The sequence below is a fragment of the Aeromicrobium alkaliterrae genome, assembly GCF_039529015.1.
Lineage (GTDB): Bacteria > Actinomycetota > Actinomycetes > Propionibacteriales > Nocardioidaceae > Aeromicrobium > Aeromicrobium alkaliterrae.
Genome location: NZ_BAAAME010000002.1, coordinates 23,819 through 41,945, shown reverse-complemented (window position 1 = coordinate 41,945; position 18,127 = coordinate 23,819). Strand labels below are relative to the sequence as shown.

Below are 18,127 nucleotides of genomic sequence, written 5' to 3'. Positions count from 1 at the left end.
GCGGCGGCGAGCGCTGCCTCCCGGTCGAACGGCTGGCCAGCCGCGGTCGCGGCGGCCTCGGCCTCGTCGACGCCGGCGGCGACCTGGGCCTCGAGCCCGGCGGCCGCCTCGACCGGTCCGACGACGCCCTCGGTGACGTCGTCCAGCGAACCGAGGTCGGTGACCAGGGTGCTCACGGCGTCGGCGTAGGGCTCGTCGGCCAGCGTCTCGCCCTCGGGCGCGGCGACGACGATCGTGGCCGACGGCGCGTCGACCGCGGCGGCCTCGGGGAACAGCTCCTGCTGGAGCTCGGCGGTCTCGACGGACTCGACCCCGGGGATCGAGAAGGAGTCGGACATCGGCTTGGACAGGGCGCCGGCAGCGGCGCCGAGGCCGACGAGGGCGACGACCCACGCGGCGAGGAAGATCGGCCAACGCCGGTAGGCGTTCTTGCCGAGTCGGTAGAGCAGGGTGGCCATGACAGGGATCTCCTGGGTAGAGGCGGATGAAGGTCGTACTGGGAGTCAGGCAGGTCGTTCGACCGCTGCGATCGCGGCGTCGAAGACACGGGAGTAGTGCCACGTGAAGGGGTGGTCGGCATCGGCCAGCGACTCGTCGAGAGCGACGTGGAGAACGCTGACCGTGAGCTTGAAGAGCAGGGCCACCGTCAGACCGTCGACCTCGGAGCCCTCGCGCTGGTTGATGAACTCGGCGAACTCGTCCATCGAGCTCGTGAGGCGGTCCTGCATGGCGTGATAGAGCCGCGGGTCGCTCAGGACGAGACGTCGCACGGCGTCGATCTCGGACGCGGAGGTGCCCTCCTCGTCCAGCGCGACGACGACGAGCTCCTTCAGGTCGGTGAACAGGTGACCGGTCGGACCGCCCGCCATGAAGGTCGCGATGAGCTCGGGGTCCGGGTCCTCGGCGACACCGAGGACCGCGTCGATCTTGCCCGGGACGTAGTTGAACAGGGTGCGACGCGAGACACCGACGCTGGTGGCGAGGTCATCCATCGTGAATCCGTCGAGACCGTGCTCGAGCGCGAGATCACGGGCACTCGCGGAGATCGCCCGCTGCGTGGAGCGCTTGCGCTCGGACGATGCACTCTCGGTCATAGAGTGCAGTTTTGCACTATCGAAAGTAGAGTGCAATCGGCCGGGAGGATGAAATCGGGCTCAGCCGGTCGGCCGAGAGGACCTCGCCCCGTGGTCGCTCAGGCGGCGCTGGTGACCTCGCCGAGGCCCGACTCCGGGTCGGCGAGCAGCTCGAGCAGGATCCCCTGCACGACCTCGAGCACGTCGGCGTCGGGCGCCACGCTGGCCGCGAAGCCCGCCAGGTAGAGCAGGTTCTTGAAGAACAGCACGAGCTCCTTCGGCATCCGGAAGCCGTTGCGGGCGAGCACCTGCAGGAGACGCCCGAGCGTGATGCCGAGCTGGTCGAACGTGACGGCGCCGCGCGAGCGGTCCTGCAGGAGGTCGAGCTCGACCTGCAGCTCGGCGACCAGCGGCGTGATGTCGGCGTCGCTCGCGATCGCGCCGAACGACTGCATCGCCCGGATCTGCCCCTCGGCGTCGCTCATGGCCCACGCGGTCAGGTACTCGACCAGGCCCGCCCGCTGCGCTGCGTCGAGGCGCCCCGCGATGCCGAAGTCGACCAGCGAGAACGAGCCCGTGTCCTGGTCGACCAGGACGTTGCCGGCGTGCAGGTCGCCGTGGAAGACACCGTGCTTGAGCGTCGCCTCGACGACGCCCTGGATGCCGAGGTGGAGCAGCCGGTCGCCGTCGTGCTCGCGCGACGGGTCGAGGCGGGCGTACGAGACGCCGGGCAGCAGCTCCATCACGAGCACGCGCTCGGTGACCATGCCGGGCACCGGGCGGGGCGCCCGCATGTGGTCGGCGCCCATCGCCTCGAGGATGGCGGTGGAGTCGACCAGGTTGGCCGCCTCGAGCCGGAAGTCGAGCTCCTCCAGCGCGAGCTGGGCGAACAGCTCGACGAACCCCGTCAGGTTCGCCGACCGGGCACCCTCGTGCAGCTTCTCGGCGGCGGCGGCGGTGAGCGCGAGCGTCTCGATGTCGGAGCGGAAGCGGCGGCGCAGACCCGGACGCCGGACCTTCACGACGACCTCGGAGCCGTCGGCCAGCCGGCCGCGATGGACCTGGCCGATCGAGCCGGCCGCGAGCGGGGTCTCGTCGACCCACTCCAGGCGGTCGCGGGCGTCGCCCAGCTCGCGGTCGACGACGTCGAGGACGACCTCGGTCGGCAGGGCCGGCGCCTCGTCGCGGCACCACGCGAAGGCCGTGACCCACTCCTCGGGCAGCAGCCCGTCGGCCGTCGCGATGAACTGGCCGAGCTTGACGTAGGTGGGCCCGCCGGCGCGCACGAGGCGCTGCGCCCGCTCGAGCGTCCCGGCGCTCGCGTTCGGCGGCTCCACCCGCAGGCCGACCGCCGCGGCTGCGGCTCCGAGCAGCTGGAACGGGACGTCCGGGGCCGCGGTCGAGACGACGCGCCAGCCCATCGACAGCAGGGATCCGAGCGTGTCGGGCCAGAGTCGCGGCGACGCAAGGCGGCTCGCGTCCCGCGCCACGACGGCGCGCTGGTCAGCTGCTTCGTGGTGCCACTGCAGCGCCTGCTGCGTCAGACCGGGAACGGCGGCGAGCCGCTCGGAGCGACGGATCAGGGCGTCGACATTCGGCAGCGGCGGCGGGGTGTTCATGACACCGACAGTGGCACATACCGTCGGTATGGTGCGAGCCCCTGCGGGCGTGGGTCCCGTCACGAGGCGCAGGCCACACCGCCGTCCCGGCCGCCCCTCAGGGCCCGACCCGGGTGGTGCCAGGGACTTCCCCGATGTCCCTGCCGAGCCCCCGCCGCCAGTCTCGGACCATGAGATCCACCCGCGCCGCCTGGCTCGTCAGCCTCGTGCTGTCGCTCCTCGTCGTGGCCTACGCGGCCCGGTACCTGGCGTTCGACCCGATGACGTACTTCGAGCAGCAGCGCGACGTCTACCTCGACCGACAGGTCGTGCTCGGCCTGCACGTCGGCGGAGCGATCGTGGCCCTGCTTCTCCTGCCGTTCCAGCTCGCCCGCGGGCTGCGGCGCCGCCATCCTCGGCTCCACCGCGGCACCGGGGTGCTCTACGTGGTGGGCGTCGCCGTCGGCGGGCTCGGCGGCCTCGCGCTGGCGACCACGGCGCACGGCGGCGCCGTCGCCGGGCTGGGGTTCGCGGGCCTCGGCGCCGCCTGGCTCGGCACGACCGCCGCCGGCGTGCACGCGATCGGCCGCCGCGACCTCGCGGCTCACCAGCGCTGGATGATCCGCAGCGCGTCCCTGACCTTCGCCGCCGTCACCCTGCGGCTCTACCTCGGGCTGGCCGGTGCTGCGGGGCTTCCGTTCGACGCCTCGTACGTCGCGATCGCGTGGCTCTGCTGGGTGCCCAACCTCGCCCTCGCCCTGCACCTGACCCGGCGCGGACCGGTGGCGCCCCGGCACGTTCGCCTGTGGACGGAGATCCCCACGACGTGACGGATCGGCCGAGACTGCCGGGCATGAGAATCCAGGACCGACCCATCCGCTCCCTCCGCGACCTGACCCGCGTCTGGCGCTTCATCGACGGCGACTTCGGCTACGACGCCCCCCAGATGTTCGCGCTGCTGATCGACCGCCACGACACGATCGTGCCGACGGTCATCCAGGTCTACGACGCCGAGTGGGACGGCGGGCTCGACGCCGAGGTGATGGCGACCTTCCTCGAGGCGCACGGAGAGCTGCTCCGCACCGAGTACCCGGGCGGTTCGCTCGCGCTGATGCGCGCGCGTCCCGGTTCACCGACCCTCACGAACGAGGACCGCACCTGGTGCAGCATGACGCACGAGATGCTCGTGGCGGCACCGTTCCGCACCCGGCCCCTGTTCTTCGCGACGGACCGCTCGGTCGGAGTCGTCCCGCCGGCCGCGCTCGCGGCGCCGACGGGATGAAACCCGGCCGCGGGGTACCTCCTCTCCATGAGCACCTCTGACATCGAGCACCTCGTCGACCTGACCAAGGACTCCCGCTTCTGCATGCTGACCACCACCGACGCGGACGGCACGCTGGTCAGCCGCCCGATGGCGCGGCAGGAGGTCGACCTCGGGGTCCAGCTGTGGTTCATCGCCACCCGCGACTCCCGCAAGGTCGAGCACATCCGCGCCGACCCGAAGGTCTCGGTCACCGTCAGCAGCGAGACCTCGTGGGTCTCGCTGGCCGGGACCGCCGCCGTGGTCGACGACGTCGAGAAGCTCCGCGAGCTCTGGACCACGTTCGCCGAGGCCTGGATCCCCGACGGCCCCGAGGACCCGAATGCCATCCTGCTGCGGGTCGACGTCGAGTCGGCCGAGTACTGGGACAACCCCGGCGGACGCGTCGCGACCGTGATCAGCTTCGTGAAGTCGAAGATCACCGGCGAGCCCTACGACGGTGGCGACCACGCCAAGATCGACGGCCTTTGAGGGCAATGCGAGCCTTCATCGACGCGGGAGCCCTCCGGGTCACGCCGGAGCGAGCACCGAGAGGCCGAGCGAGCGCGCCGAGTCCTGCATGCGGCGGTCGTAGGTGACCACGTGCTCGACCCCGAGGCGCACGGCCACGGCGAGATGAAGGGCGTCGAGCGACCTCAGGGACTCCCCGGGCAGCAGTCCGGCCTCGCGGAAGACGGAACCGGGCACCTCGAACAGGTCGATGGCGTCGAGGAGCTCGGACACCGCCGTCTGGGTGAGCCCCTCGATCCGGTGCGCCGCCCGCCGCATCTCGGTCTCGAGCAACCAGGAGCTGACGACCTCGGCCGCACCGGCATCGATCGTCGTGGCGAGAGCGTCCGACTCGGCCTCGTCGACGACGAGTTTCAGTGCCGCCGACGTGTCGAGGTACCAGCGCGTCATCGATCGCCGCGAAGGTCGTCGAGGACCTCGTCAGTGCTCTCGGCAAGGCGGACCCGAGCGCGGTCCGCGAACGCGCCACGTCTGCGTGCTGGCCGGTCGAGCGTCAGGTCCGCCTCGGCCGTCCAGGGCACGAGGCGAGCGACCGGCACACCGCGGCGCGTCACGACGAACGACTCCCCCGCCTCGACCTCGCGCACGACGGCGGCGTTGTCGTTGCGCAGCTCGCGCTGACTGATGGAGCGCATGCTGTCGAATGTAGCACCTCGTAGCACCTTGTCGACGTCGTGGAGAACGGTCATTCGACACAGGTACCCGACGGGTCGGACACCGCGGCGGCTCAGCCCTGGTTGAGCGCGACGGCCCCCGCGACCAGGTCCACGAACGCGTCTTCGTCGAGGTCGCCCGGAGCGAAGACGTCGACCGCGCGGCGCGTCCCAGCATCGAGGCTGGCGTTGAAGACCTCGCTCGGGTCACTGAGCGACGCCCCCTTCGCGAAGGTCACCTTGACCTTGTCCTTGTAGGTCTCGACCGTGCAGACCAGGCCGTCCAGCGAGAACGTCGGCACGCCGTCGGGGTTGGAAGGCTTGCGCCACTTGACCTCCTCGACGACCTCAGGGGCCGCCGTCACGATCAGCTCACGCAGTCGGTCGACCGTGTCGACCCTCCAGTCCTCGCTCATGTCGCGAGGGTAGGTCAGCCAGCACCCTTCCCGGAAGAACTTTCTCGCACATCTGCTGAAAGTCCAGATCAGAATCGTTGCTATCGAACATCTGTTCGAGTAGAATCGAGCCATGTCCACTCCCCCTCCTCCCGGCACGCTGCGCGAGCTGCGCGCCGCCCGCCGCGAGCGGGCCCGGGCGGAGGCTCGTGAGTGGACGGCGATGGTCACGTTCCGCGACAACGCGTTGACCCGGCTGCGGCGCGACGCCTCACCGCTGCGGCGGGGCCTGGAGCGCGACGCCATCCACCTGCAGCTCGCCCGCGAGCTGCAGATGTCCGAGGGGCAGGTCGTCGACCGCCTGGCCGCGGCCGACCGGCTCCTCGAGCACGGCCCGAAGTCCTGGAAGGCGTTCGTGGCCGGACACGTGGACGCCGCCCGGGCGCGCGAGATCTCCGTGACGCTCGCAAGGCTCGAGCGCGACGACTCGCGTCAGCGCCTCGACGACGAGGCCCTCCCGTACGCCCGCGAGCACACCGTGCCCGAGCTCCGCCGCTGGCTGCGACGGTTCGTCGCCCGGGTCGAGGCCGACCTGTTCACCCAGCGCGCCGAGGCCGAGCGCGCCCAGCGCCACGTCGTCATCGACCAGACCGACGACGGCATGGCCTGGCTCCACGCCTACCTCCCCGCACACCAGGCCGCCGCGATCCAGAAGCGGCTGCAGCGCACCGCCAAGGCGCTCAAGGCGTCCGACAAGGCCGCGGGCATCAAGCGCACCCGCGAGCAGCGGCGCGCCGACCTCCTCACGCACCTGCTCACGTCCGCCGTCACCGACGACCTGCCGGCCACCGCGGGGCTGAAGTGCGACATCGCGGTCACGATCGACGCGGCCGTGCTCACCGGCATGATCGAGGGGCCCGCCGAGGCCGCCGACGGCTCCTGGCAGGTCCCCACCGAGTGGATCCTCGACTCAGCGTTCGCCGGTGAGGCCTACTGGCACCGCCTCCTGACCGACCCGATCACCCACGACACCCTCGCCCACGACTACCGCGGCTACAGCCCGCCCGACCTCCTCAGACGGGCGATCGCCTTCCGGTCGGGCACGTGCGCGACGCCTGGGTGCCTCGTCCCCGCCGACGAGTGCGAGCTCGACCACCGCGTCCCCTGGCCCGAGGGGCCGACCCGAGGTTCGAACCTCGACCCCCGCTGCAAGCGCGACCACGCCCGCAAGGGTCACGGCATCTTGCCGCACCTGCTCGGCCTGCTCGACGAGGAGCGACCTGAGCGCCTCAAGCCAGGGTTCGTGATCGACTTCGTGCTCGCCAACTAGCGCGTGGCGCTGGCGGTGACCTCGTCGGCGATCGTCGTCGCAGCCTCGGGCCCGGTGCTGTAGACCAGCACCTCCTCGGACTCGACGTGCTCCTTCTCGTCGGCCCTCGGGGCGACGCGTGCAGCGACGTCAGCGGGCGTGACCTTCGCGGCCTTCTTCGCGGGAGCCTTCCTCGCCGCGGGAGCCTTGCGCGGCGGGGCAGGATTCGGCGCGGGCACCGGGGAGTCGCCGCCGTGCTCGTCGTCACCGCCACGCACCGTGGCCAGGACTGCGGTGGCCGCACCCACCCCGCTGCTCACGACCCCGACTGCGGCTCGAGCGGCGAGGCGGACGGGCAGGGTCAGGATCGAGGTGTTCATGCTCCGGGGGTACCCCGGAGCGCGCGGCGCAAGCGTGCGCGTCAGACGATGTTGCCCACGAACGGGAGCACCAGCTGGCACGGCACGGGCCGCGGGTGCGCGGGATCCAGGGCGTTCAGCACCAGGGCCGCAGCCACCGGGTCGGCAACGATCTGGAAGTGCTCGCTCAGGTCGAGCGCGCAGTAGTCCTGCACGACGTAATTCGTCATGCCGGGCTCGATCCCGCTCGTGTACGGGATCACGAGCTCGTCGTACCGCGTGACGATGTTCGTGTAGGTGATGCCCGGCACGGCCGGACCGCCGCCTGACCGCATCTTCTGGATGAAGGGCGAGCCCGCCAGCAGCTGCGGCCCCGAGGCGAAGAAGGGCTGCAGGAGACTGTTGATCACCGGCGTGACACCGAACGGCGTGCCGATCAGGCTCAGCGTGGCCAGGCCGGCCGGGTCCGTGCCGTGCCACAGCGGCGCGATCGAGACGTACTTGTCGATCGAGGCGGCGCCGCCCAGGAACTTGGCGTAGTAGTTCGGCATCAGGGTGCCCTCGGAGTGGCCCACGATGTCGACCTTGGCGGTGCCCGTCGCGGCCTTGACCTGCTCCACGAACGTCGCGAGCTGCGCGGCGCTGCTCTCGATGGGCGCGAAGCCGCCGAAGACCTGGTCGTAGGGGGCGGGCGCCAGCGTGCTCTGGCCGTACGTCAGGGCGAAGACGCAGTAGCCCTCGTTCTTGAGCAGCGGGGCGTACGTCTGCCAGTTGGTGGCCTTGTTGCCCGTGAGCCCGTGCACCAGCACGACCGGCTTCGGGTGCGCGGCCGACGGCTTGCACGACCAGTCGTTCGCGCCCGGCGGGTCGGCATTGATGCCGAGACCCGCGACCACGGCGGGCAGCAGGAACGAGTACGGCACCGGCAGCGGGGGCTTCGGCTGCGCGGCCTGGGCAGGCGCGGACGTCAGCCCCGCGAGGACGGCGACGAGCGCGACGAGGGTGCCGAGAAGTCGAGGTGCACGCATGAGGAGCCTCCGGTGTGAGTTCGGTAACACGAAGTTACCTCAGTCACGCCGGATCGGCTCGGCGGTGGCCTCAGGGCCGCGGTCGTCGGCCATCCACTCACGCCCGGTTGACCCGATTCCGATGACAAGGAAAGACCGGGACCTCAGTTTTCACTGAGATCCCGGTCTTATTGGTAGCGGGGACAGGATTTGAACCTGTGACCTCTGGGTTATGAGCCCAGCGAGCTACCGAGCTGCTCCACCCCGCGTCGCTCGGACTACTTTACAGATGTGTGACCAGCGAGCCAAATCGGGGTGCCCCGCTACGGTGAGTGACGTGATCGCAGGTCGTTACGAGTTCCAGTCAGAGATCGGTCGGGGCGGCATGGGTGCCGTCTGGCAGGCCCACGACACGCTGCTCGACCGCGCCGTGGCCATGAAGAGGCTGGGAGGCATCGGCACCGCCGACGGTCCTGACCGACAGCGGGCGCAGCGCGAGGCGATGCTGGCCGCGCGTCTCAACCATCCCCACATGGTCTCGGTGTTCGACCTCGTCGAGGACGAGGACGGGTGGGCGTGGCTCGTCATGGAGTTCGTGCCCGGCATCAGCCTGGCGCAGGCCATCGCCGAGGCGCCGCTGCAGTCGCGCGCCGTCGCGCGCGTCGGCCAGCAGGTCGCCGAGGCGCTCTCCGCGGCCCACGCGGCCGGCATCGTGCACCGCGACGTCAAGCCGTCCAACATCCTGCTGACCCAGGACGGACGCGCCAAGCTGTCCGACTTCGGCATCGCCCGGTCGGAGAACGACGACGCCCTGACCCGCACGGGTGAGGTCACGGGCTCGCCGGCGTACCTGCCTCCGGAGGTGGCGCGCGGTGCGAAGGCCTCGCAGGCCGGCGACATGTGGTCGCTCGGCGCGACGCTCTACCACGCCGCCAGCGGTCAGAAGCCCTATACGTCGAGCGAGGGCAACGCGATGAGCGTGCTGTTCCGCATCGTGCAGGACCCGCCGCCGCAGCTGCCCCCGGACGAGCCGCTGACGACCATCGTCGGCCAGCTCATGACCTTCGAGGCCGAGGGTCGGCCGACGGCAGCAGGGGCGGCGGTCGCGCTGGCCGTGGTCGCCGGCGGCGCCGCTCCCGTCGCCGCGCCGGTCGCGACGCCCGTCGACAGCCCCACGCAGGCCACGGCGGTCGTCGCTCCGGTCGCGGCACCGATCTCCGACGCGACGCAGGCCATCGGCACGGTCGGGCCCGCTCCGGTGGAGCCCGAGCCGGCACGCAGCGACAACCGCTGGTGGATGATCGCCGGCGGCGCCGCGGTCGCGCTGGTGCTGCTCGCGGTGCTGGCGCTGGCGCTCGGGGTGTTCGGCGGGGACGACGACGAGCCGACCGACGACCCGACCCCCACGCCGGCGCAGACCACCACGCCGACCCCGGACGAGACCACGGCACCCACGCCGACTCCGACCCCCACCCCGAGCGAGACACCGACGCCGACGCCGACGCCCACGCCGACCCCGACGCCGACGCCCTCTCCCACCCCCAGCCCGACCGCGACGACGCCGTCTCCCACGCCAACCCCGACCGTCCCGTCGATCGAGGTTCCCGCGCCCTGAGGCGGCAGCGCGAGCCGATCGTCGGCACCTCCACTACCGTCGGACGGGTGATCGCAGGTCGGTACGAGCTCGAGAGCGAGATCGGTCGAGGCGGCATGGGTGCGGTGTGGCTGGCCCGTGACACGCGCCTCGGCCGCACGGTCGCGCTCAAACGACTCGGCGGCATCGGCACGGCCGACGGCGTCGACCGGCGGCGCGCCGAGCGAGAGGCGCAGCTCGCCGCCCGACTGAACCACGTCAACGTCGTCGCGGTCCACGACCTGGTCGAGGACGACGAGGGCTGGTCGTGGCTCGTCATGGAGCACGTCGCCGGCCGCACCCTGGCGCACGAGATCGCGTCCGAGACCCTCAGCGAGGCGCGGGTCGCCGAGATCGGTCGCCAGGTCGCCGACGCGCTGGCAGCCGCGCACCAGGCCGGGATCGTGCACCGCGACGTCAAGCCGTCCAACATCCTGATCGCGCCGAACGGCATCGCGAAGCTCTCCGACTTCGGCATCGCGCGGGGTGAGGGCGACGACGCCCTGACCCGCACCGGCCACGTGAGCGGCTCGCCCGCCTACCTGCCGCCCGAGGTCGCTCGAGGCCAGCACGGCGGCCCGGAGGTCGACCTGTGGTCCCTGGGCGCCACCCTGTTCCATGCCGCGAGCGGACGCTCGCCGTACGCCGCTCCGGACGGCGAGCACTCGAACCCCGTGGGCACCCTGTTCCGCATCGTGCACGACGACCCGCCACGCCTGCCGGGTCACGGCGCACTCAGCACCCTCGTGGCCCGTCTCATGACGCACGAGCCGGACCAGCGCCCCTCGGCCGCGGAGGCCGCGACGGCGCTCGCGCTCGTCTCCGGTCGCGCCGAGCCCGCCGAGACCCAGGCGATGGTGCCGCTGCCGGATGCCACCGACGTCCTGCCGCCCGTGCCGCTGCCGCTGCCGCCACCGCCGGCCGCGAAGCGCTCCTTCGTCGACCGACTCCCCCGCTGGGCGGTCCTGGCCGCTGCGGCCGCGCTCGTCGTCGTGCTCCTGGGGTCGTTGGCCGTCGCCCTCGGCGGGGACGACTCGGCCGACGTGGCGAGCGCCGGCGAGACCGCCACGACGCCGCCACCGCCCACGGCCGAGGAGATCGACGCCTACGTGCGTCAGTACGTCGCCACGACCGCCGGCGACCCCGGCGCGGGCTTCGCCCTCCTCTCCGAGGACGCCCGCGAGAGCGTCGGCGGGTTCGAGCCGTTCCAGGCCTCGTGGGCCTCGATGCCGGGCGTGACCATCACGGCGCTCACGGTGGACGCGGCCACCGGCTCAGCCGTCGCCACGCTGCAGTGGACCGTCACGTCGACGGTCGAGGTCCCGGTGGAGCCGAAGGACGAGAAGGGCCCCAAGAAGAAGGACGACGAGGACGATGACGAGGGCCCGGGCACGCAGACCCAGACCGTCTCGGAGACCTTCACCCGCACCCTGCAGGTCACCGTCGAGCGCAACGACGAGCAGCTGCAGATCGCCAGCAGCTCGGTCAGCTGACTCCGGTCAGTCGAGATCGACGCGCGCCAGCACCGAGTTCGGCCTGAAGGCCACCGGCGCACCGCGCTTGGTCGGCCGCACCAGGTCGAACCCGGCGGTCGTCAGCACGACCCACTCGCCCGGCGCCTCGGCGTGGCCCAGCACCGCACCGCGGGGCGCGTGCTCGCGCACGGCCTCCTCGGCGCACGACACGTGGCACGGTGGGAAGAGGAACTCCACGGCCTCGGCCTCCTCGGCCGAGCCCAGGAACGCCACCGGGCGCGTCAGCACCTCGGCGCAGATGCCGCAGATGCGGCTCAGCGCGCACCGGATCGCCCGGGCCTTCACGACGGTGTCGTGACGGCCGCCGTCCGCGTCGTCGACGCAGGCGAACGGCAGCCGCACCCCGTCGACGACCGGACGGTCCAGCCCCTCGATGACGCTCATCAGACGCTCGCTGCGGTGTTCGTCCACCGCCCCAGCTCGGACCGGCGACCGGGACGCTCCTCGTCGCTCAGACGGCCCTTGCGCGCCGGGGGCGGCGGGGTGGCGTCGTCCTTGGTGCGACGGTTCGGCAGCGACAGCTTCATGATCGTGCGGATCACCTGGCCGTACTGACGGTGCAGCGGCCCCGTCGTGTAGGGGATGCCGTTGCGCTTGCAGATGTCCTTGACCTTGACCGAGACCTCCGCGTAGCGGTTGCTGGGCAGGTCCGGGAACAGGTGGTGCTCGATCTGGTAGCCGAGCTGGCCGCTCATCAGGTGCAGCAGCTTGCCGCCCTCGAAGTTGGCCGAGCCGAGCATCTGGCGCAGGTACCACTCGGCCCGCGTCTCGTCCTCGAGCTCCTTCTCGTCGAAGTGCACCGCACCGTCGGGGAAGTGGCCGCAGAAGATGATCATGTACGCCCAGACGTTGCGCACGATGTTCGACGTGAAGTTCGCCGAGAGCGTGTGGAAGAACGCCGGACCGGTCATCGCCGGGTACAGGACGTAGTCCTTCAACGCCTGCTTGCCGATCTTGTCGCCGATCTGCTTGAGCTGCTTCTTGAGCAGCTTCGGGTCCTTCTTGCCCTTGCGGATCGCCTCGATGTCGAGGTCGTGCAGGGCGACGCCGTACTCGAAGAACAGCGCGAGCAGGGCGTTGTAGACCGGCTGGCCGAGGTTGTACGGCGTCCACTTCTGGTCGCGCGACATGCGCAGGATGCCGTAGCCCACGTCGTTGTCGTGGCCGAGCACGTTCGTGAACTGGTGGTGGATGTAGTTGTGCGAGTGCTTCCACTGCTCGGCCGGCTGGGTCGTGTCCCACTCCCAGTTGCTGGAGTGGATCTCCGGATCGTTCATCCAGTCCCACTGGCCGTGCATCGTGTTGTGGCCGATCTCCATGTTCTCCAGGATCTTGGCCGAGCTCAGCAGGGCCGTGCCGAGCAGCCACGCCGGCGGGAACATGCTGGCGAACAGGGTGATGCGACCGGCCACCGCGAGGCGACGCTGCAGCGCGATGACGCGCAGCACGTAGTCGCGGTCGGCCTGGCCGCGGGACGCCTCGACCTCGGCCCGGATCTCGTCGAGCTCGCGCCCGATCTCCTCGACCTCTTCGTCGGTCAGGTGGGTGTACTCACGCACGTCGGAGTAAGCCATGGTGTGCTCCTTCTTAGAGGGACAGCGTGCAGTCGCCGACGGCGACCGAGACGCAGGTCTGGATGTACTCGCCCGGCTCGGCGTGCTCGTCGCCGCTGCGCAGGTCGCGGACGCGGCCGGAGGCCAGGGGAACGTCACACGTGTGGCAGATGCCCATGCGGCAGCCGAACAGCATGTTGACGCCGGCGCGCTCCCCCGCCTCGAGGAGCGTCTCGGCGCCGTCGACCTCGACGGTCGGGCCGCCGGCTCCGAACGTCGCGGTGCCGCCCGCGTCGCCGCCGTCGGCGCGCTGCAGGGTGAAGCGCTCGACGTGGATGTTCTCCTCGAGCCCCTGCTCCTCGTAGTGCTCGGTGAAGGCGTCCAGCATCGGACCCGGACCACAGGCCCAGGTCTCGCGGTCCCGCCAGTCCGGCACGAGGTCGTCGAGCTGGTCGGCGGTGAACATTCCGTCGGTGTCGGTGAACCGCTCGTGGAACGTGAACGTCGGGTAGCGCAGCGCCAGCACCCGCAGCTCGTACAGGAACATCATCTCGGACTCGCGCAGCGCCGAGTAGACGAGCACGACGTCCGGCAGGTGGTCGCGGCGGTCGAGCGTGCGCAGGATCGACATGACCGGGGTGATCCCGCTGCCGCCGACGACGAACAGCATCTTGGCCGGCGGGGGCTCGGGAACCGTGAAGTCGCCCTGGGGCGCCGCCAGGCGCACGATCGTGCCCGGCTCCAGGCCGTTGACGAGGTGGTCGGACAGGAATCCCTCGGGCATCGCCTTCACGGTGATGCTGACGGTGCCGCCCTCGACCAGCGGCGGCGACGACAGCGAGTAGGAGCGCCAGTGGAACCGGCCGCCGATCTCCACGCCGATGCCGATGTACTGGCCCGGCTGATGGTCGAACGTCCAGCCCCAGCCGGGTCGGATGACCAGCGTCGCGGCCCGCTCGGTGACGGGGTCGACCCGCTCGATGCGTCCTCGCAGCTCACGAGCCGACCACAGGGGGTTGACCAGGCTGAAGTAGTCGTCGGGATGCAGGGGCGTCGTCAACGCCTTTCCCACGCGCCGCACGTTGCGCAGCACGCGGGACCTTGCGATCAGTGAATCCGGCACGGTGGACCCCTTTCCTCCCGCCACCGTGACATCGAGTTACATCCAGGGCAACCTCAAATTTCACGCGTTCGTAACGCCGCAGGTCAGAGGCCCTCACCGTGCGCGACGTCACGCGTCGAGGCACCCTGGAGAGGTCATCTCCCCCACGACGGAAGGACCACCGTGCCGACTCTCGAGTCCAACGGCATCACCCTCAGCTACACCGATTCCGGCGGCGACGGACGTGCCGTCGTCCTGATCCACGGATGGCCCCTCTCGGGCGCCTCGTGGTCCGAGCAGGTCCCCGCCCTGACCTCCGCCGGCTATCGCGTCATCACCTACGACCGCCGCGGCTTCGGCGACTCGGACAAGCCCGCCGACGGCTACGACTACGACACGTTCAGCGAGGACCTCGCCGGCCTCCTGGACCACCTCGACGTCACCGACGCGACCCTGGTCGGCTTCTCCATGGGCGGCGGCGAGGTGGCGCGCTACCTCGGGACCCGTGGCTCCGAGCGGATCCACTCCGCGGTGCTCGCCGGCGCCGTCCCGCCGTTCCTGCTGAAGACCGACGACAACCCCGACGGCGGGCTCGGCGACGAGGACGTCGAGGGCATGAAGGACGGCGTGAGGGACGACCGCGCCGGCTTCCTGGACGGGTTCACGACGGACTTCTTCAGCGCCGCCGGGGACCTCAAGGTCACCGAGGAGCAGCGCCAGGAGGCCCTGACGCTCGCCGCCCCGGCCCGCGACGAGGCCGTCGTCGCCTGCATCGACGCCTTCGGTCGCACGGACTTCCGTGACGACCTGGCGAAGATCGACGTCCCGGTGCTCGTGATCCACGGCGACGCCGACGCGATCGTGCCGTTCGAGGTCTCCGGGAAGCGCTCGGCCGAGGCCATCTCCGACGCGACGCTGCACGTCGTCGAGGGCGGCCCGCACGGCTTCAACGTGAGCCACGCCGACGAGCTCAATGCGGCCCTGCTGGACTTCCTCCAGAAGTAGCCCCACACGACGAGGCCCCCACCCGATCATCGGGTGGGGGCCTCGTGCTGTGGGTGCTACTGGTTGAGCGACTCCTGGGCACCGACGATCGCGGTGTTCATCGCGTCGATCTGCGTCTGGTAGCCCGCGAGGTCACCGGCCGCCAGGGCCTGCTGCGCGGCGTTGTAGGCCGCTGAGGCCTCGGTCAGCCACTGCGAGGTGGTCTTGGCCGGGGCGGCGTCGCCGCCATCGGTGCCACCGTCGCCGCCGTCGTCGGGCTCGGGATCCTCGACGTCGGTCGGCACGTCGGCCGGCTGCAGGCCCAGGGCGTTCGCGAGCGCGTCCTCCAGCGTCGTGCCGAAGCCCACGCTCTCGCCGAACGAGACCGCCACGAACTGCAGCACCGGGAACGTGCCCTCGCTCGCGCTGCGCTGGATGTAGACCGGCTGCACGTAGAGCAGGGCTCCGCCCACGGGCAGCGTCAGCAGGTTGCCGCGCAGGATGCGGGCCTCGCTGGACTGCTCGAACGGCAGCAGGGCCTGCGTCACGGCGCTGTCGGTCTGGAACTGGTTGGCGATCTGCGAGGGACCGGGCACCTGGGTGTCGCTCGGCAGCTGCAGGATCTGCATCGTGCCGTAGTCCTCGCTGGTCGCCTCGGAGTTGACCGACACGAACGACGCCAGGTTCTGGCGGCTGTTCGGCAGGAACACGCTCGTGAGCGAGAAGTTGGGTGTCTCGTTCTCACCCGGACGGCTCATCGTCAGGTAGTACGGCGGCTGCAGCACGTTCGAGTCGCTGCCCTGGGTCGGGTCGCTCGGCACGCGCCAGCGCTCGCCGTCCTCGTAGAACGTCTGGGCGTCGGTCACGTGGTACCGGGCCAGGACGTCGCGCTGGACCTTGAACAGGTCGACCGGGTAGCGCAGGTGGCTCATCAGGTCGTCGCTGATCTCGGACTTCTTCTCGACCGTGTCGGGGAAGACCTTCATCCACGCCTCGAGGATCGGGTCGTCCTCGTCCCACGCGTAGAGCTTGACGCTGCCGTCGTAGGCGTCGACCACGGCCTTGACCGAGTTGCGCATGTAGTTGATCTCGTCGGTCGGCAGGGCCGCCTGGGCGCTCGTCTGCGTGAGCGTGTCGGCCGTGGCCGTGCGCAGCGAGCGGTGCTCGGAGTACGGGTACGAGTTGCTCGTCGTGTACCCGTCGACGATCCAGACCACGCGGCCGTCGACCACGGCCGGGTAGACGTCGCCGTCGACCGTCAGCCACGGCGCGACCTTCTCGACCCGGTCACGCGGGTGCCGGTCGTAGAGGATCTTGGAGTTCTCGTTGACACGGTCCGACAGCACGATGTTCGGCTCGTTGAACTTCACGGCGTACAGCAGCTTGTGGAACAGGCTGCCCACCGCGACGCCGCCCTCGCCGTCGTAGGTGTTCTGGGTCGCCTGCGCGTCGCCGTCGGTCCCGGCCGCGTCGTCGCCGCCGCCACCACCGCGCGGGATGTCGACCTCGATCGGGTCGGCGCCGTCGGGGCGGCCGACGATCGAGTAGCTCGGCGAGTTCTCGCCGAAGTAGATCCGCGGCGGGATGTCGGTCTCGATCTGGCCGACCGGCGGGATGTCCTGGACGGCCCAGACGGGCTCGCCCTGCTCGCCGCGCTGGTTGCCGTAGGCCGCGATGACGCCGTAGCCGTGCGTGTAGACCGTGTGGTCGTTCGACCACGTGCGCTGGCTCTCCTGCAGACCCGCGAGGTCGACCTCGCGCGCCGCGATGATGACGTCCTGCGGGATGTCGCTGCCCTCGAGGAGGTAGCGGTCGACGTCGAGCGTCTCGGGGACGGTGTAGTAGCCGCGCACCTGCTGGAGCTGCTGGAACGCGTCCGAGATCAGCGTCGGGTCGAGCAGACGGCTGCTGACGCGGGACTCCGCCGAACCGGCGAGCTCCTCGGGCGTCAGCTCGGTGGCCGCCGTGTAGTCCTCGGTCTGGGAGTCCGCCACGTCGTAGGCGTCGCGGGTCGCCTCGATGTTCTTGGCGATGTACGGACCTTCCCGGTCCGGCTCGGACGGGCGGACCTGGAAGGACTGCATCGCGTACGGCCAGATGCCGCCGATCACGATCGAGGCGAGCAGCAGGCCGCCGAGGCCGAGGCCCGGCAGGGTCCAGGACTTCAGGAAGATCATCGCGAAGAACAGCAGCGCGACCACGATCGCCACGATCGCCAGCACGTTGCGGGCCGGGATGCGGGCCATCGCGTCGGTGTAGCCGATGCCGTCGAAGAGCGAGGAGTTGCCGACCGCGTAGCCGAACCGGTCGAGGTAGTACCCGAACGCCCGCACGAGCAGGCCGAAGCCGACGATGACCGACAGCTGCACCTGCGCGGCGCGCGTGAAGCGGATGCCGCCCAGGACGCGGATGCCGCCGAAGACGTACAGCACGAAGGCCGAGACGACGAAGGCGATGATGACCGTCGTGAAGCCGAAGGTCGTCAGGAAGCGCAGCCACGGGTAGTCGAAGACGAAGAAGCCGACGTCACGGCTGAAGTGCGCGTCGCTGATGCCGAACGAGCCACCCGCGCGCCACAGCTGGAACGTCTGCCACTGGCCCTGGGCGACCGAGCCGGCGAACGCCGTGAACAGCAGCGCGGCCACGATCGTGACGGGACGCAGGATCGGCGACAGCGCCTGGCGGTACCGGACCGCCGGGTCGTCGCGGCGAGCCGGCGGGTTCTCGGGGCGGAAGCGCCACGCGAGGTACGCGCTGCCGACGACGACGAGCGCGAACAGGAGGCCGAACACCGCGAACATCCCGATGCGCGTGAGCAGCACCTTGGTGAAGACGTCGGTGTAGCCGACGGAGGAGAACCAGAGCCGGTCGGTGTAGAGGTTCGTGAAGATCGACCCGAGGAAGATCAACACGGCCACCGTGACGAGCGTGGGCACCAGGACGCGGCGGCGGCGCTCGGGGGTCGGCGCCTGGGCCGGCTGGTCGGGCACGCCGAAGATGTCGCTCACAGCGTCGACCCCGTCTCAGCAGAAGGGCGGCGGGGTTCGTGGTGCTCGTGCATGCGCTCGTTCACTGGGCTCCTGAGTCGGAATGAG

At 70.8% G+C, this 18,127-nt stretch carries 18 protein-coding genes, 1 tRNA gene and 1 pseudogene; 7 read left to right on the top strand and 13 right to left on the bottom strand.

Features of this window, described 5'->3' with window-relative positions; all coding sequences use genetic code 11:
• The 3 genes and pseudogenes from ABD127_RS01105 to ABD127_RS01095 form a co-directional block, all read right to left on the bottom strand.
• Nucleotides 1-458, bottom strand: a pseudogene (locus ABD127_RS01105) (hypothetical protein); the annotation flags it as partial.
• A 45-nt stretch (nucleotides 459-503) separates the two neighbouring features.
• Nucleotides 504-1,094, bottom strand: coding sequence for a TetR/AcrR family transcriptional regulator (locus ABD127_RS01100; RefSeq protein WP_344196820.1), 591 nt, complete (start codon nucleotides 1,092-1,094; stop codon nucleotides 504-506).
• 98 nt (nucleotides 1,095-1,192) lie between these two features.
• Entirely contained in the window at nucleotides 1,193-2,692 is a 1,500-nt protein-coding gene (locus tag ABD127_RS01095; protein ID WP_344196818.1) for an ABC1 kinase family protein, read from the bottom strand.
• A gap of 170 nt (nucleotides 2,693-2,862) precedes the next feature.
• Between ABD127_RS01095 and ABD127_RS01090 the strand changes: the two genes are divergently transcribed.
• From ABD127_RS01090 to ABD127_RS01080, 3 genes are read left to right on the top strand one after another with little or no spacing between them, the layout of a single operon-like run.
• Entirely contained in the window at nucleotides 2,863-3,501 is a 639-nt protein-coding gene (locus ABD127_RS01090) for a DUF2306 domain-containing protein (RefSeq protein WP_344196816.1), read from the top strand.
• Between the two features lie 23 nt (nucleotides 3,502-3,524).
• Nucleotides 3,525-3,953, top strand: a complete 429-nt coding sequence (locus tag ABD127_RS01085) for a hypothetical protein (RefSeq protein WP_344196814.1) — start codon at nucleotides 3,525-3,527, stop codon at nucleotides 3,951-3,953.
• A gap of 27 nt (nucleotides 3,954-3,980) precedes the next feature.
• Nucleotides 3,981-4,463, top strand: a complete 483-nt coding sequence (locus ABD127_RS01080; protein WP_344196812.1) for a pyridoxamine 5'-phosphate oxidase family protein — start codon at nucleotides 3,981-3,983, stop codon at nucleotides 4,461-4,463.
• Between the two features lie 39 nt (nucleotides 4,464-4,502).
• On the opposite strand, the gene ABD127_RS01075 is transcribed toward ABD127_RS01080, so the two are convergent.
• The 3 genes from ABD127_RS01075 to ABD127_RS01065 all read right to left on the bottom strand — a co-directional run bounded on the left by ABD127_RS01075 (nucleotide 4,503) and on the right by ABD127_RS01065 (nucleotide 5,571).
• Nucleotides 4,503-4,892, bottom strand: a complete 390-nt coding sequence (locus ABD127_RS01075; protein ID WP_344196810.1) for a type II toxin-antitoxin system VapC family toxin — start codon at nucleotides 4,890-4,892, stop codon at nucleotides 4,503-4,505.
• A complete protein-coding gene (locus ABD127_RS01070; RefSeq protein ID WP_344196808.1) occupies nucleotides 4,889-5,137 on the bottom strand; it encodes a type II toxin-antitoxin system Phd/YefM family antitoxin in 249 nt (82 codons plus the stop codon). The genes ABD127_RS01075 and ABD127_RS01070 overlap by 4 nt, the downstream gene beginning before the upstream one ends.
• Nucleotides 5,138-5,229: 92 nt before the next feature.
• Nucleotides 5,230-5,571: a DUF1801 domain-containing protein gene (locus ABD127_RS01065; RefSeq protein WP_344196806.1), complete on the bottom strand. Its 342-nt coding sequence runs from the start codon at nucleotides 5,569-5,571 to the stop codon at nucleotides 5,230-5,232.
• A gap of 112 nt (nucleotides 5,572-5,683) precedes the next feature.
• On the opposite strand from ABD127_RS01065, the gene ABD127_RS01060 reads away from it, so the two are divergent.
• Nucleotides 5,684-6,880, top strand: coding sequence for an HNH endonuclease signature motif containing protein (locus ABD127_RS01060; RefSeq protein WP_344196804.1), 1,197 nt, complete (start codon nucleotides 5,684-5,686; stop codon nucleotides 6,878-6,880).
• Here the strand turns inward: ABD127_RS01060 and ABD127_RS01055 are convergent.
• The 3 genes from ABD127_RS01055 to ABD127_RS01045 all read right to left on the bottom strand — a co-directional run bounded on the left by ABD127_RS01055 (nucleotide 6,877) and on the right by ABD127_RS01045 (nucleotide 8,494).
• Nucleotides 6,877-7,239: a hypothetical protein gene (locus tag ABD127_RS01055; RefSeq protein WP_344196802.1), complete on the bottom strand. Its 363-nt coding sequence runs from the start codon at nucleotides 7,237-7,239 to the stop codon at nucleotides 6,877-6,879. The two genes, ABD127_RS01060 and ABD127_RS01055, sit on opposite strands and share 4 nt — an antisense overlap.
• A 41-nt stretch (nucleotides 7,240-7,280) precedes the next feature.
• Complete coding sequence (locus tag ABD127_RS01050) at nucleotides 7,281-8,246, bottom strand: esterase/lipase family protein (RefSeq protein WP_344196800.1); 966 nt, start codon at nucleotides 8,244-8,246, stop codon at nucleotides 7,281-7,283.
• Nucleotides 8,247-8,417: 171 nt separating this feature from the next.
• Nucleotides 8,418-8,494 (bottom strand) — tRNA-Met (locus ABD127_RS01045).
• A 68-nt stretch (nucleotides 8,495-8,562) separates the two neighbouring features.
• Between ABD127_RS01045 and ABD127_RS01040 the strand changes: the two genes are divergently transcribed.
• Nucleotides 8,563-9,840: a serine/threonine-protein kinase gene (locus tag ABD127_RS01040; RefSeq protein ID WP_344196798.1), complete on the top strand. Its 1,278-nt coding sequence runs from the start codon at nucleotides 8,563-8,565 to the stop codon at nucleotides 9,838-9,840.
• 47 nt (nucleotides 9,841-9,887) lie between these two features.
• Nucleotides 9,888-11,351 (top strand): serine/threonine-protein kinase, encoded by a 1,464-nt coding sequence (locus ABD127_RS01035; protein ID WP_344196796.1) that lies wholly within the window; start codon nucleotides 9,888-9,890, stop codon nucleotides 11,349-11,351.
• A 6-nt stretch (nucleotides 11,352-11,357) separates the two neighbouring features.
• On the opposite strand, the gene ABD127_RS01030 is transcribed toward ABD127_RS01035, so the two are convergent.
• From ABD127_RS01030 to ABD127_RS01020, 3 genes are read right to left on the bottom strand one after another with little or no spacing between them, the layout of a single operon-like run.
• The gene (locus tag ABD127_RS01030; protein ID WP_344196794.1) at nucleotides 11,358-11,777 is read right to left on the bottom strand and encodes a hypothetical protein; all 420 of its coding nucleotides are present in this window, start codon (nucleotides 11,775-11,777) and stop codon (nucleotides 11,358-11,360) included.
• Nucleotides 11,777-12,967 carry a fatty acid desaturase family protein gene (locus tag ABD127_RS01025; RefSeq protein WP_344196792.1) on the bottom strand — a complete coding sequence of 397 codons (1,191 nt, stop codon included), beginning with the start codon at nucleotides 12,965-12,967 and terminating at the stop codon, nucleotides 11,777-11,779. The genes ABD127_RS01030 and ABD127_RS01025 overlap by 1 nt, the downstream gene beginning before the upstream one ends.
• 13 nt (nucleotides 12,968-12,980) lie before the next feature.
• The gene (locus ABD127_RS01020; protein WP_344196790.1) at nucleotides 12,981-14,018 is read right to left on the bottom strand and encodes a ferredoxin reductase; all 1,038 of its coding nucleotides are present in this window, start codon (nucleotides 14,016-14,018) and stop codon (nucleotides 12,981-12,983) included.
• A 213-nt stretch (nucleotides 14,019-14,231) separates the two neighbouring features.
• On the opposite strand from ABD127_RS01020, the gene ABD127_RS01015 reads away from it, so the two are divergent.
• Nucleotides 14,232-15,053, top strand: coding sequence for an alpha/beta fold hydrolase (locus ABD127_RS01015; RefSeq protein WP_344196788.1), 822 nt, complete (start codon nucleotides 14,232-14,234; stop codon nucleotides 15,051-15,053).
• Nucleotides 15,054-15,109: 56 nt separating this feature from the next.
• Here ABD127_RS01015 and ABD127_RS01010 read toward each other — a convergent pair whose 3' ends face one another.
• On the bottom strand, nucleotides 15,110-18,040 hold the full coding sequence (locus ABD127_RS01010) for a UPF0182 family membrane protein (protein WP_344196786.1): 2,931 nt from the start codon (nucleotides 18,038-18,040) through the stop codon (nucleotides 15,110-15,112).
• Nucleotides 18,041-18,127: the final 87 nt, after the last annotated feature.

Bases quoted from the DNA above. Each gene is read 5' to 3' on its own strand.
- ABD127_RS01085 (WP_344196814.1), top strand. From the start codon at position 3,525: ATGAGAATCCAGGACCGACCCATCCGCTCCCTCCGCGACCTGACCCGC.
- ABD127_RS01100 (WP_344196820.1), bottom strand. From the start codon at position 1,094: ATGACCGAGAGTGCATCGTCCGAGCGCAAGCGCTCCACGCAGCGGGCG.
- ABD127_RS01030 (WP_344196794.1), bottom strand. From the start codon at position 11,777: ATGAGCGTCATCGAGGGGCTGGACCGTCCGGTCGTCGACGGGGTGCGG.
- ABD127_RS01055 (WP_344196802.1), bottom strand. From the start codon at position 7,239: ATGAACACCTCGATCCTGACCCTGCCCGTCCGCCTCGCCGCTCGAGCC.
- ABD127_RS01095 (WP_344196818.1), bottom strand. From the start codon at position 2,692: ATGAACACCCCGCCGCCGCTGCCGAATGTCGACGCCCTGATCCGTCGC.
- ABD127_RS01060 (WP_344196804.1), top strand. From the start codon at position 5,684: ATGTCCACTCCCCCTCCTCCCGGCACGCTGCGCGAGCTGCGCGCCGCC.
- ABD127_RS01075 (WP_344196810.1), bottom strand. From the start codon at position 4,892: ATGACGCGCTGGTACCTCGACACGTCGGCGGCACTGAAACTCGTCGTC.
- ABD127_RS01070 (WP_344196808.1), bottom strand. From the start codon at position 5,137: ATGCGCTCCATCAGTCAGCGCGAGCTGCGCAACGACAACGCCGCCGTC.
- ABD127_RS01050 (WP_344196800.1), bottom strand. From the start codon at position 8,246: ATGCGTGCACCTCGACTTCTCGGCACCCTCGTCGCGCTCGTCGCCGTC.
- ABD127_RS01025 (WP_344196792.1), bottom strand. From the start codon at position 12,967: ATGGCTTACTCCGACGTGCGTGAGTACACCCACCTGACCGACGAAGAG.
- ABD127_RS01090 (WP_344196816.1), top strand. From the start codon at position 2,863: ATGAGATCCACCCGCGCCGCCTGGCTCGTCAGCCTCGTGCTGTCGCTC.
- ABD127_RS01065 (WP_344196806.1), bottom strand. From the start codon at position 5,571: ATGAGCGAGGACTGGAGGGTCGACACGGTCGACCGACTGCGTGAGCTG.
- ABD127_RS01080 (WP_344196812.1), top strand. From the start codon at position 3,981: ATGAGCACCTCTGACATCGAGCACCTCGTCGACCTGACCAAGGACTCC.